The 12,210-nt window shown below is 71.9% G+C and carries 10 protein-coding genes; 1 reads left to right on the plus strand and 9 read right to left on the minus strand.

Features of this window, described 5'->3' with window-relative positions:
- Window positions 1–378: 378 nt before the first annotated feature.
- The 4 genes from CGL27_RS21610 to purN form a co-directional block, all read right to left on the minus strand.
- Window positions 379–849 carry a DUF3017 domain-containing protein gene (locus CGL27_RS21610; protein WP_240450588.1) on the minus strand — a complete coding sequence of 157 codons (471 nt, stop codon included), beginning with the start codon at window positions 847–849 and terminating at the stop codon, window positions 379–381.
- On the minus strand, window positions 839–1,726 hold the full coding sequence (locus CGL27_RS21615) for a bifunctional methylenetetrahydrofolate dehydrogenase/methenyltetrahydrofolate cyclohydrolase (RefSeq protein WP_078642000.1): 888 nt from the start codon (window positions 1,724–1,726) through the stop codon (window positions 839–841). Before CGL27_RS21615 ends, CGL27_RS21610 begins: the two co-directional genes overlap by 11 nt.
- Window positions 1,727–1,869: 143 nt before the next feature.
- Window positions 1,870–3,459, minus strand: a complete 1,590-nt coding sequence (gene purH / locus CGL27_RS21620) for a bifunctional phosphoribosylaminoimidazolecarboxamide formyltransferase/IMP cyclohydrolase (RefSeq protein WP_119989406.1) — start codon at window positions 3,457–3,459, stop codon at window positions 1,870–1,872.
- A complete protein-coding gene (gene purN / locus CGL27_RS21625) occupies window positions 3,456–4,112 on the minus strand; it encodes a phosphoribosylglycinamide formyltransferase (RefSeq protein ID WP_119989408.1) in 657 nt (218 codons plus the stop codon). The genes purH and purN overlap by 4 nt, the downstream gene beginning before the upstream one ends.
- A 342-nt stretch (window positions 4,113–4,454) precedes the next feature.
- Here purN and CGL27_RS21630 point away from each other — a divergent pair, with 342 nt between their 5' ends.
- The gene (locus CGL27_RS21630; protein WP_119989410.1) at window positions 4,455–5,225 is read left to right on the plus strand and encodes a hypothetical protein; all 771 of its coding nucleotides are present in this window, start codon (window positions 4,455–4,457) and stop codon (window positions 5,223–5,225) included.
- 25 nt (window positions 5,226–5,250) lie between these two features.
- Here the strand turns inward: CGL27_RS21630 and CGL27_RS53190 are convergent, their stop codons facing one another.
- The 5 genes from CGL27_RS53190 to CGL27_RS21655 form a co-directional block, all read right to left on the minus strand.
- Window positions 5,251–7,173, minus strand: coding sequence for a DUF6350 family protein (locus CGL27_RS53190; RefSeq protein WP_162953038.1), 1,923 nt, complete (start codon window positions 7,171–7,173; stop codon window positions 5,251–5,253).
- Between the two features lie 209 nt (window positions 7,174–7,382).
- Window positions 7,383–8,267, minus strand: a complete 885-nt coding sequence (sucD, locus tag CGL27_RS21640; RefSeq protein WP_078642005.1) for a succinate--CoA ligase subunit alpha — start codon at window positions 8,265–8,267, stop codon at window positions 7,383–7,385.
- Window positions 8,268–8,288: 21 nt separating this feature from the next.
- The gene (sucC, locus tag CGL27_RS21645) at window positions 8,289–9,461 is read right to left on the minus strand and encodes an ADP-forming succinate--CoA ligase subunit beta (RefSeq protein ID WP_078642006.1); all 1,173 of its coding nucleotides are present in this window, start codon (window positions 9,459–9,461) and stop codon (window positions 8,289–8,291) included.
- 338 nt (window positions 9,462–9,799) lie between these two features.
- Window positions 9,800–11,218 carry a hypothetical protein gene (locus tag CGL27_RS21650; RefSeq protein WP_119989414.1) on the minus strand — a complete coding sequence of 473 codons (1,419 nt, stop codon included), beginning with the start codon at window positions 11,216–11,218 and terminating at the stop codon, window positions 9,800–9,802.
- Between the two features lie 97 nt (window positions 11,219–11,315).
- Window positions 11,316–12,191: a hypothetical protein gene (locus tag CGL27_RS21655; protein ID WP_119989416.1), complete on the minus strand. Its 876-nt coding sequence runs from the start codon at window positions 12,189–12,191 to the stop codon at window positions 11,316–11,318.
- Window positions 12,192–12,210 lie beyond the last annotated feature (19 nt).

Genomic DNA, 12,210 nt, shown 5'->3' on the forward strand with positions numbered 1-12,210 from the left:
GCCTGTGTCAATCTCCCGCGCTACGGCCCCTGTTGGCGCCTCCGGGCCCCGAACTGACTACCCAAAGGGACGCCTTGCCCCAGGATGTCAGCTCCTCGGGTGGGGGCGCATCGGAGCATTTCGTGCACCGGTGTGTACTCCGCCGCGCCCGGCTCGTCGTTGCACAGCCGAGACCTCGTGCTGGAACGGTCACTTCCGCGCCACAGGATTCTGCCGGTCATTGATCCGGCACAGTCCACACACAACCCTGATTACCAGGCGGTCCGTCCTTCTTCGGGGGAGAGGGCGGACCGCCGCCGGACCGTTCGGATCCGGCCACAACGACGGCGGCCCGTCCTTCCACGGGGGAGAGGACGGGCCGCCGTTTCACGCCGTCGGCTAGCGCACCGTGAAATGCACCACGTCGTCCAGGAACGGGATCGATACCCACGGATCCGGCTGGGCCATCAGGGACAGCAGCACGATCGCCGCGCCCAGCAGCCCGTAGGTCAGCATGTCGGTGAAGCGCGACCGCACCGCGAGCATCCCCACCTCGGGCAGCGCCCACCGTATGAAGGCGCCCGCCAGCAGGGACAGCCCGATCACCACCGTGCCCGCCCGGAACGCGTCCAGGGCGACGATCAGCAGCCCCAGGCCCACACCGCCCATCACCGCGAGCAGCGGCCACTGCCGAGCGGGCGCCGGAGCGGCACCGGGCGCGGCCCGGCCGCCGCCCTCCGGACGCGCGGTGTCCCGGGTGATCAGCGGAAAGCGGCGCGACTTACGGATGAGCCGGGCGGGGCCCGAAGGCTGCGCGGGCGGCGGCTGCCGCTGCTCCCCGGCCGCCGGCTCGCTCGCCTCAGCCGTCATGGCCGGCACCGGCGTCGGCGTCCGCCTTCGCGTTCCGCTCCGCGGCCTCCACCACGTTGACCAGCAGCTGGGCGCGGGTCATCGGGCCGACGCCGCCCGGGTTCGGCGAGATCCAGCCCGCGACCTCGGCCACTCCGGGGTGCACATCGCCGGCGATCTTGCCGTGCTCGTCCCGGCTGACGCCCACGTCGAGCACCGCCGCGCCCGGCTTCACGTCATCCGGCCCGATCAGATGCCGCACCCCGGCGGCCGCCACGATGATGTCGGCCTGGCGCAGGATCCCGGGCAGGTCGCGGGTGCCGGTGTGGCAGAGGGTGACCGTGGCGTTCTCGGAGCGGCGGGTCAGCAGCAGCCCGATCGACCGGCCGACGGTGATGCCCCGGCCGACGACCACCACATGCGCGCCGTTGATCTCCACACCGTGGTGGCGCAGCAACTGGATGACGCCCTGGGGCGTGCACGGCAGCGGGCCGCTCTCGTTGAGCACCAGCCGGCCGAGGTTCATCGGGTGCAGCCCGTCGGCGTCCTTGGCCGGGTCGATCAGCTCCAGCACCCGGTTGGTGTCGATGCCCTTGGGGAGCGGCAGCTGGACGATGTAGCCCGTGCAGGCCGGGTCCTCGTTGAGCTCCCGCACCGCCGCCTCGATCTCCTCCTGGGTGGCGGTCTCGGGCAGGTCGCGCCGGAGGGAGTCGATGCCGATCTCGGCACAGTCGCGGTGCTTGCCCGCGACGTACCACTTGCTGCCGGGGTCCTCGCCCACCAGCACCGTGCCGAGGCCGGGATGGATGCCCTTGGCCTTGAGCGCCTCCACGCGGCTGACGAGATCGGACTTGATCGCGGCTGCGGTTGCCTTGCCATCGAGAATCTGGGCGGTCATGACTTCATCCTCCCGGATGCGGGGACGTCGGATCCAATCAGGGGCCGGTCGGTGCCGCACCGGCGAAGGCCGCACCCCGTGATCCGGTCGGGGTGCGGCCTCCTGTGCTCGCTCAGCGGTCACTCAGTGGAAGAGGCGGTCACTCAGTGGAAGAAGTGGCGCGTGCCCGTGAAGTACATGGTGACGCCCGCCTTCTGGGCGGCCTCCACCACCTGCTCGTCACGGACCGAGCCGCCCGGCTGCACCACGGCCGTGACGCCCGCCTCGGCCAGCACCTCGAAGCCGTCCGGGAACGGGAAGAAGGCGTCGGAGGCGGCGTACGCACCGGCGGCCCGCTCGGCACCGGCCCGCTCGACGGCCAGCTTCGCCGAGTCCACGCGGTTGACCTGGCCCATGCCGACGCCGACCGTGGCGCCGTCCTTGGCGAGCAGGATCGCGTTGGACTTCACCGCACGGCAGGAGCGCCAGGCGAAGGCCAGCTCGGCGAGGCCGTCGGCGTCCAGCGCCGCGCCCGTGGCGAGGGTCCAGTTGGCCGGGTCGTCGCCCTCGGCCTGGAGGCGGTCCTTGGCCTGCAGCAGCAGACCGCCTTCGATGGGGCGCTGCTCGGCGGCGTCCGCCGGCCCGTCCGCGCAGCGCAGCACGCGGATGTTCTTCTTACGGGCCAGCACCTCGACCGCGCCGTCCTCGTACGCCGGGGCGACGATCACCTCGGTGAAGATCTCGGCGACCTGCTCGGCCATGGCGACCGACACCGGGCGGTTGACGGCGATCACACCGCCGAAGGCCGACAGCGGGTCGCAGGCGTGCGCCTTACGGTGCGCCTCGGCGACATCCGCCCCGACCGCGATCCCGCACGGGTTGGCGTGCTTGATGATCGCGACACAGGGCTCGGTGTGGTCGTACGCGGCCCGGCGGGCGGCCTCGGTGTCGGTGTAGTTGTTGAACGACATCTCCTTGCCGTGCAGCTGCTCGGCCTCCGCGAGCCCCTTACCGCTGCCGTCGGAGTAGAGCGCGGCCGGCTGGTGCGGGTTCTCGCCGTAGCGCAGCACGTTCTTACGGGTGACGGTCGCGCCCAGGAACTCCGGGAAGTCGGAGTCGTCCGCCGCCACGCTGCGGCCGTCAGCGGCTCCGCCGCGGGCGGCCGCGAACCAGTTGGCCACCGCCACGTCGTACGCCGCCGTGTGCTGGAACGCCTCGGCCGCCAGCCGCTTGCGCCCCTCCAGGTCGAAACCGCCGTCCGCGGCGGCCTTGAGGACGTCGTCGTACCGCTCGGGGTTGACGACCACGGCCACGGACGGGTGATTCTTGGCGGCGGCGCGGACCATGGAGGGGCCGCCGATGTCGATCTGCTCGACGCACTCGTCCGGCGAGGCGCCCGAGGCGACCGTCTCGCGGAACGGATAGAGGTTGACCACGACCAGCTCGAAGGGCTCCACGCCCAGCTCCTGGAGCTGGGCACGGTGCGAGTCGAGCCGCAGGTCGGCCAGGATGCCCGCGTGGACGCGCGGGTGCAGCGTCTTGACGCGGCCGTCGAGACACTCGGGGAAGCCGGTCAGCTCCTCGACCTTGGTGACCGGGACGCCGGCGGCGGCGATCTTCGCGGCCGTCGAGCCGGTCGAGACGAGCTGGACACCCGCCGCGTGCAGCCCTCGGGCCAGCTCCTCGAGGCCCGTCTTGTCGTAGACGCTGACCAGCGCGCGGCGGATGGGCCGCTTGGTACCTTCGGCGGTCACGGGATCCTTACCTTTCGTCCCTCTATGCGGTAGCCGTGACGCGCCAGACGCCCCACGACCTCGACGAGCAGCGAACGCTCGACTTCCTTGATCCGCTCATGAAGAGCGGACTCGTCGTCCTCGTCCCGGACCTCGACCACGCCCTGGGCGATGATCGGTCCGGTGTCGACCCCGTCGTCGACGAAGTGGACGGTGCATCCGGTCACCTTCACACCGTGCGCGAGCGCGTCGCGTACGCCATGGGCACCGGGAAAGCTCGGGAGCAGCGCGGGGTGGGTGTTGACGCAGCGGCCGCCGAACCGGGCGAGGAACTCCGGCCCCAGGATCTTCATGAACCCGGCCGAGACGACCACGTCCGGCTTATGGGCGGCGGTGGCCTCCGCCAGTGCCGCGTCCCACTCGGCGCGGTCGGCGTGGTCCTTGACCCGGCACACGAACGTGGGGATCCCGGCGCGCTCGGCGCGCGCCAGGCCCTCGATGTCGTCGCGGTCGGCGCCCACGGCCACCACCTCGGCGCCGTAGCGGGCCACGCCCTCGGCGGCGATGGCGTCGAGCAGCGCCTGCAGATTCGTACCGGAGCCGGAGACGAGTACGACGAGGCGGACCGGGTGCCCGGGGCGGGCAGGGCTGACGGGGGGAGGCGGGGAGGCCACGGCGGGGCTCTTTCTCGCGGGCGGTGCTGCCGTTTGTGTGGTCGTACAAGGTCGCGGACTCATCAATTCCGGGGAACTCTACGAAGCCGCCGACCGTCAGCAACGATACCGGCACACGAAGCGGCCCCCAGGGGACGGGGGCGGGCACGGGAGGTAGCGTCTGGACTGCGCATCCAACTGACGCCGTGGGAACGACCGCCTCAAGCCGTACACGCCCCCGGCGTGCAGGACGACGACACAAGGGGAAGACACACTCCACATGCCGGACCGACGCCGCCGCGCGGCTCATCACCTCACTCCGCCTCCCGCCACGACCGGGGGGCGGCGATGAGGCGCGCCCGCATGTCGCGTACGACGCCGCTGCTCCGGGAGCAGCAGTCGCCGTCCTCCTCGGCCCCCGGCGGGCAGAACGGGGACCAGCACGGGGACAATCCGTTCGCCCCGCCGCCCGAGGGCAGGCCGGACCAGCCGTGGCAGCCCCGGCCGGAAGAGGCCGACGGGCAGAGCGGCGAAGGCGATCAGAACGGTCGGCGACCGCAGCAGCCTCCGGCCTGGGGCAGCCAGTGGAGCAGCCGCCAGCCCAGCCGCCAGGGCGGCAGCTTCGGCGCCGGCCCCGGCTCCAACCGCCCCTCCGGCCCCAGCGGCCCGCGCTGGGACCCCAACGACCCGGCCCAGCGACGCGCCCGGTACGCGCTGCTCGCGGGCATGTGGGCGTTCTTCTTCGCGCTCTTCAGCCTGCCGCAGATCGCACTGCTGCTCGGGACGCTGGCCCTGTACTGGGGCATCAGCTCGCTACGGGCCAAGGCACGCCGCACAACGCCGCCCCCGGCCGCCGCCGCGCCCCTGAACGCCCCGCCCCCGCCCCCGGGCGCCACCCCGGCGCCGCTGCCCGCCCCCGGCAGCGGCCCCGCGAAGCCGCAGTCGACGGCGGCGATCAGCGGCCTGGTGACGGGCGGGCTCGCGCTCGCCATCGTCGCGGCGACGTTCAGCTTCCAGGTCGTCTACAACGACTACTACACCTGCGTCGACGACGCCCTCACCCAGACCTCCCGCCACGACTGCGAAACCTTGCTCCCCGAGCAGCTCCGCCCCTTGCTGAGCACCCAGGACTGACGGCTCACCCTCGCCTGTGGCTGCCTTACGGTTCGCGGCGGGTGTCGTCCGGTGGGGGCGAGAGGTCCGGGCGGAGGGGGTTCGGGGTCGCGGGCTGGGACTCGGGCGGCTGCGGGTGCGGTTCGGGGGCGTGCTTCCGGTTCATCGTCCAACGGCGTGGGCGGTCCGCCGTCCCGGCGGCGTTCGGGATGCCCGCGGGGGTCGCGAACCCGGCCATCGCACCCACACCCGTCTCCCGACCCGTCTCCGCACCGCCGCCGGCTTCCAGCTTCCGGTCCCGGTTCCGTTTGCGCTGGGTGCCCGACGGTCGCAGCCACTGCCACCACGGCTCGGCCATCGCCTCGCGCACCTCGGCGGACTCCATGGGCGAGGCCACCGCGGGCCGCATCGCCGCCCGGGCCTCCGCCTCCTCCGCCTTGGCCACGGCCCGCACCGCACGGGCCTCCGCCTTGGCCGCGACCCGCACCGCACGGGCCTCCTTCGCCTCCGTACGTGCCTGTGCGCGGGACGCCCGCCGCGCCGCCCGCGTCGCCTTCCACTCCGGCCAGGAGGCCCTGGTAGGAACGCACAACCGGTACCAGCGCAGCACCATCGCGCCGGGCACCCCGATCACTCCCGTCCAGGCCAGCGTGATCATGCCCGTACGCCACCAGCTCGGACCCAGGTCGGCGAGGATGCCGATGCCCAGCGGTCCGCCCGAGACCCCGGCCAGCAGCGCCATCGCGGCCGCACAGCCGCCCGCCGCCAGCCCGGCGAGCACCAGCGTCTCGCCCCAGCCCCAGGGGGGCCGGGGCTCGCCGTTGCCGGGTCGCCGCACCGCCGCGACCCCGATGAACCAGGCCACCGAGACCCCGGCCGCGATCCCCGTGAGCCAGACCAGCGGCCCGCCGGAGCCGTCCGTGGGCAGCGCGGCGACCAGAGGGAAGTGCGGCAACTGGGGGTAGGAGGTGATGCCCAGCGGCGCGACCACACTGCCGCCGCCGACCGTGAAGCCCGCGCCGACCCCGTACGCGGCGCCCCAGACGATGGCGTTCGGCAGCAGCGCCAGGCTCACGAGCAGCACCGCGAACCGCCCCGACCACACATCGCTGAGGTTGAGGAACGTCACCTGTACGGCGCCCGCGTGGCTCAGCATCGACGTCGCCGTAAGGAGCGCACCACTGCCGAGCAGGACTACGAGACCGCTGGTCCCGGCCCGTAGCGCGGCGGTCAGCCGGTGGCGCCGGCACCAGCTGCGCGCGGCCAGGAATACGGCCAGGGACGCGGCCATCCGCACGGTCCAGCCCACGCCTGGGAGCCGCCGCAGTCCGGCGTTCACCCGTCCGGGCAGGCGGAGCGGGAACCGTCCGCCGGCCGTCCACACGCCGACGGCGGCGATGGCCGCGGCGGCGACCGGCAGATGCAGCAGCGCGCTGAGCAGGTCGACACGCAGCGGCCCGCCCGAGGCGTACAGCACGGCCGCGGTGCCGACCATCAGATAGCCGCCGGTCACCCAGGCGAAGGCGGTGCGCGGATCGACGACTGAGTCGGAATCGACAACGGACTCCGCGGGCACCCCTTGCCCCTCCTGCCCCTCGCTCTCGTCCGGCTCCGCCTGGTAGACGGCGTGCTGGGCGGCCCGGTAGAGCAGCCAGCACGGCACGATGCCGAGCAGCAGCGGGGTCAGCCCGACGGGCGCGATGTGGCCGGAGAGCGTCTCGGTGCGCACGAGGTCGGCGCCATGGCCGAGCAGCCACAGGTCGGCGGCGACATGCAGGGCCCCGTCGGGGCTGCTGTCGGGGGACGAGGAGGTGATCCACAGCAGCAGTACGACCACGGCGAACGTGCCGAGGCCGAGCCCCGCGGCGACCACACCGCCGAGGAACGCCTCCCTGATGGCGGCGGAGCGCCGGGGCGCGGAACGGTCACGTGAGGACACCGACGGGCTGCGATCGGTCGTTTGCGTCACGTGACCATGCTGCCAATAACAGCCGTTTCATCCCCACATCAAGGGTTTGGTCGCCGTGTCGCGGCTAGTCCGCTTATGCGTCTTTTATGACTCTGTGGGACGGATGGGGGGCTTGCCGATTCCGCCACCGGGTATCCGTCGCCCGGGAACGGCGCGGGCCCGCACCACCCCAGGGTGGTGCGGGCCCGTGGCATCAAGCCGTGGCGGCGTCAGCCGACCAGGGCGGCGCGCGCCAGGCGCGCGGTCTCGGACGGGGTCTTGCCGACCTTCACGCCCGCGGCCTCGAGGGCCTCCTTCTTCGCCTGAGCGGTGCCGGAGGAGCCGGAGACGATGGCACCCGCGTGGCCCATCGTCTTGCCCTCGGGAGCGGTGAAGCCCGCCACATAGCCGACGACCGGCTTGGTGACGCTGGCCTTGATGAAGTCCGCGGCCCGCTCCTCGGCGTCGCCGCCGATCTCGCCGATCATCACGATCAGGTCGGTGTCGGGGTCGGCCTCGAAGGCGGCGAGGGCGTCGATGTGGGTGGTGCCGATGATCGGGTCACCGCCGATGCCCACGCAGGACGAGAAGCCGATGTCCCGCAGCTCGTACATCATCTGGTAGGTCAGCGTGCCGGACTTCGACACCAGACCGATCCGGCCGGGCTTGGTGATGTCGGCCGGGATGATGCCCGCGTTCGACTGACCCGGCGTGATCAGACCCGGGCAGTTCGGGCCGATGATGCGCGTCTTGTTGCCCTTCTTGCCCGCGTAGGCCCAGAAGTTGGCGGAGTCGTGGACCGCGATGCCCTCGGTGATCACGACGGCGAGCGGAATCTCGGCGTCGATCGCCTCGATGACCGCGCTCTTGGTGAACTTCTCCGGGACGAAGATGACCGTGACATCGGCGCCGGTGGCGTCGATGGCCTCCTTGACGGAGCCGAAGACCGGGATCTCGGCGCCGTCGAAGTCCACGGTGGTGCCGGCCTTGCGGGGGTTCACACCGCCGACGATGTTGGTGCCCGAGGCAAGCATCCGACGGGTGTGCTTCTGCCCCTCGGACCCGGTCATCCCCTGGACGATGACCTTGCTTTCCTTGGTGAGGAAGATAGCCATGGTTTCTGGTGACCTCGTCCCTTACTTCGCAGCCAGCTCGGCGGCACGCTCGGCCGCGCCGTCCATGGTGTCCACCTGCTGAACGAGCGGGTGGTTGGCGTCGGTGAGGATCTTGCGCCCCAGCTCCGCGTTGTTGCCGTCGAGGCGCACGACCAGCGGCTTGGAGACGTCCTCGCCCTTGGACTTCAGCAGCTCCAGGGCCTGGACGATGCCGTTGGCGACAGCGTCACAGGCGGTGATGCCACCGAAGACGTTGACGAAGACCGACTTGACGTCCGGGTCGCCGAGGATGATCTCGAGGCCGTTGGCCATCACCTCGGCGGAGGCGCCACCACCGATGTCGAGGAAGTTGGCGGGCTTCACATTGCCGTGGTTCTCACCGGCGTAGGCGACGACGTCGAGGGTCGACATGACCAGACCCGCACCGTTGCCGATGATGCCGACCTCGCCGTCGAGCTTGACGTAGTTGAGGCCCTTGGCCTTCGCGGCCGCCTCGAGGGGGTTGGCCGCGGCCTTGTCCTCGAGCGCCTCGTGCTCCGGCTGACGGAAGGCGGCGTTCTCGTCCAGGGAGACCTTGCCGTCCAGCGCGATGATCTTGCCGTCGTCGGTCTTGACCAGCGGGTTGACCTCGACGAGCAGGGCGTCTTCCTTGATGAAGACGACCCACAGCTTCTGCAGGACCTCGACGACCTGGTCCGCGATCTCGGCCGGGAACTTCGCGGCGGCGACGATCTCGGCGGCCTTCTCCTGGGTCACGCCCTCGATGGCGTCCACCGGGATCTTGGCGAGCGCCTCGGGGTTCTGCTCCGCGACGACCTCGATCTCCACGCCGCCCTCGACAGAGGCCATGGCGAGGAAGGTGCGATTGGTGCGGTCCAGCAGGAAGGAGACGTAGTACTCCTCCTTGATGTCCGCGGTCTGGGCCAGCATCACCTTGTGGACCGTGTGGCCCTTGATGTCCATACCCAGGATCTGGTTGGCCTTCTCCACGGCGTCGGCCGGGTCGGAGGCCAGCTTGACGCCACCGGCCTTGCCACGGCCGCCGACCTTCACCTGCGCCTTGACGACCGCGCGGCCGCCCAAGCGCTCGGCCACCTCGCGCGCCGCCTCAGGCGTGTCGATGACTTCACCGGCCAGCACCGGTACACCGTGCTTGGCGAAGAGGTCCCTCGCCTGGTATTCGAACAGGTCCACGCGCGTCCGTCCCTTTTCCATGGATATCGCGGTCGTTATCTGCGCGGGCGTGCCGCGGGGGCAGCGTGAGGACGCGATCTATAACGAGGGCGGCACACGTTCGCCGGGTACGCGGCATGTCCGTCTCGCAGGTTATCTCCGCAGGACGTGCGGCCCTAAATCGCAGATCACACTGGAGCGGTGATTACAGTCACAGATCGCGACCGTTTCCATCTATCTCCGTACGACAACCGGGCAGCCCCCTCCCCAACGAGGGCTGCCCGGTCGATGACGCTCGCCTTACGGTTTTACTGTTTTCCGGCCTTCATAGCGTGACCGCCGTACGCCCGCCGGGGCGATCAGACGGTCGGGAGCGTGCCCGGAACGGTCGGCAGCTGGGCCGGGACCGAGGGCAGGTCCACCGGAACCTGCGGGAGCTCGGCCGGGAGCTGCGAGAGGTCGGCCGGAACGGTGGGCAGCTCCGCCGGGAGCTGCGGCAGGTCCGCCGGAACCTGCGGCAGGTCGGCCGGAACGGTGGGCAGCTCCGCCGGGAGCTGCGGGAGGTCCGCCGGAACGGTCGGCAGGTCACCCGGCAGGACCGGGAGGGCCGGGATGTTGGCCGCGTCGGTCAGGTCGGTGGGCAGCGCGGGGAGCAGGCTCAGCGCACCGTCCTTGACGTTCCCCACGGTGGTCTGGGCGTCCGCGACCGTGCCCAGGGCCAGGTCCTGGGCGAACGGCACGGTGGTGCCCGCCAGGTCCTGCGCGAACGGGACGGCGGTGGACGGCACGCTCACCACGACCGGCACCAGGCGGTCGACGGTGTCCTGGGCGGCCGGAACCACGTTGGAGACGGTGCCCAGCGCGAAGCCCTGGGCGCTGCCGGTCACGACGCCGACGTACGGGGTGGTGCGGGCCACGGCGTCGTCGGCCAGCGCGCCGGTGTCACCGACGGTCCGCTGCGCGACCGGGACGACCTTGACCACGATGCGGTGCACGGCGGGCGGCAGCACGTCCGAGGCCACACCGTCGACGACCGGCTTGGTGGTGCCGACGACACCCTGGACCTTGCCGGTCAGCTCCTCCGGGCGGATACCGGCGCCGGAGAGGCAGGCGAGCAGGTCATTGGCCGAACCCGGGGCGGCGGGCAGCTTCGGGGTGGCGGGGAGCTGGGCGGGCAGCTTGCCCGTGACGCCCTTGACGTCCGTCAGCGAGCCGGTGGGCAGCGTGGAGCTGTCGGGCAGGGTCGGCAGCGAGCCGAGGCCGGGGAGGCCGGGCACCACGCCGGGGACCTCGCCGGTGGGCAGGTCGAGGTCGGTGGTCTTCTTGACGGTCTTCTCAAGGCCCTTGACGGCCTTGTGGGCCTTCTTGACGACCTTGTCCGGCTTGGCGGCGTCGCCGGTAAGGCCGTCGGTGGTGCCCTCGACGGTCTTGGTGACGTCCGAGACCCGCGGCAGGTTGGCGGCGCCGGGGACGCGGTCCCGCACGGGGGCGGTGACGCCGTCCACGGTGGAGGCGGCGCCGTCCACGGTCTTCTTCGCGGTGTCGGTGACCTTGGAGGTGTCGGCCACGCCACCGGTCACGCCGTCGACCGTCTTGGTCACGTTGTCGGTCGGCAGGGTCTTGTTCACCGTCTTGGTGACGCCGTCCACGGTGCTGGTGACACCGTCGGTGGCGGGAACGGCCGGGTTCTCGGCGGCGTTGGCGGCGGCGGAACCGAGGGCCCAGATACCGGTGGCGGCAGCGGCTACGAGGATGGAGCGGCGAAGGTTGTTGCGCATGGTGGAGGAAGTCCTTCGAAGTCAAGAGGGGTGTCGGACGGGCAGACCTGACCCGCCCCCGCGCGGCAGGTCTCAACAGACGGGGGTGAGGTCTGCCCTAGCCGGGGAATTCGAGGACTTCGTTGAACCGCTCGCGCGTCGGCGCCGAGCTCTCCGCACGGACCGTGCCGGGCTTCAGCCCGAACGACGCCGTGGCGGACGGCGGAAGAGCGGCCTGGGTGTTCCCACCACGGGAAGCGCCGCTGTCGCCGGTGCACTGGGAGGTGGCCCCGAGCGGGGACCGCGGAAGGGGCAGCGGCGCCGGGGCGCCACCGTCCGGACCGGTGCCGGAGGCTGCCGCCCGGACGACGGGGCCGTGCCCGGCGTGGGAGGCGGCCGCGTCGTGGTGCGTGGTGACGGCCGGGGTGTGGGCCACGGGCCCTATCGGCTCCGCGGCGGCGGGCGCCGCCTTGTGCACCGTCACCGGCTCGGCCTTGGCCGCATTGTGCTCGGCGGCCGGGCCGTGGTCCGCCATGGAGCCGGAGGAGCCCAGGCCGATCGTGTCACCGATGCCGACGTCGGGCAGCCGCACCGGCAGCTCGCCGCTCGTGGCGTCGCCGACCAGATCGTCGATCGGCTTGGTGATCTTCTGTGCTTCCCGCTCGACCGGCTCCTGGATGGGCCGCACGGTCTCCCGTACGACGTCCTGTGCCGTGTGAGTGGTACGCCCCACCACGGGCCGTGCGTGCCGCTCCACCTGCTGCCGCGCCCGCTCGACACCCGAGGGGTCGAGCAGCCCGGTGACGGCGGAACGGCCGGCCGACGCGCCAGTGGCGGCGCCCTGTTCGCTCCGCTCGGCGGCGTGAGCGCTGCCGCCGAAGAGGAACGCCAAAGCCAGGAAGCCGCCGAGGAAGAGCGCCGCCAGCAGCGCCCGCCGCGCGGCCACCGTGCGCGGCAGGCGCACGGTGACAGGCGTGGCGGACACAACAGACACGAGCGGGGCCTTCCCTGAG

Source organism: Streptomyces sp. 11-1-2 (assembly GCF_003595545.1).
GTDB lineage: Bacteria > Actinomycetota > Actinomycetes > Streptomycetales > Streptomycetaceae > Streptomyces > Streptomyces hygroscopicus_B.

Excerpts from the sequence above, each read along its gene's own strand:
- CGL27_RS21610 (WP_240450588.1), bottom strand. The coding sequence starts at position 849 with ATGACGGCTGAGGCGAGCGAGCCGGCGGCCGGGGAGCAGCGGCAGCCG.
- CGL27_RS21615 (WP_078642000.1), bottom strand. The coding sequence starts at position 1,726 with ATGACCGCCCAGATTCTCGATGGCAAGGCAACCGCAGCCGCGATCAAG.
- CGL27_RS21630 (WP_119989410.1), top strand. The coding sequence starts at position 4,455 with ATGTCGCGTACGACGCCGCTGCTCCGGGAGCAGCAGTCGCCGTCCTCC.
- sucD (WP_078642005.1), bottom strand. The coding sequence starts at position 8,267 with ATGGCTATCTTCCTCACCAAGGAAAGCAAGGTCATCGTCCAGGGGATG.
- CGL27_RS21650 (WP_119989414.1), bottom strand. The coding sequence starts at position 11,218 with ATGCGCAACAACCTTCGCCGCTCCATCCTCGTAGCCGCTGCCGCCACC.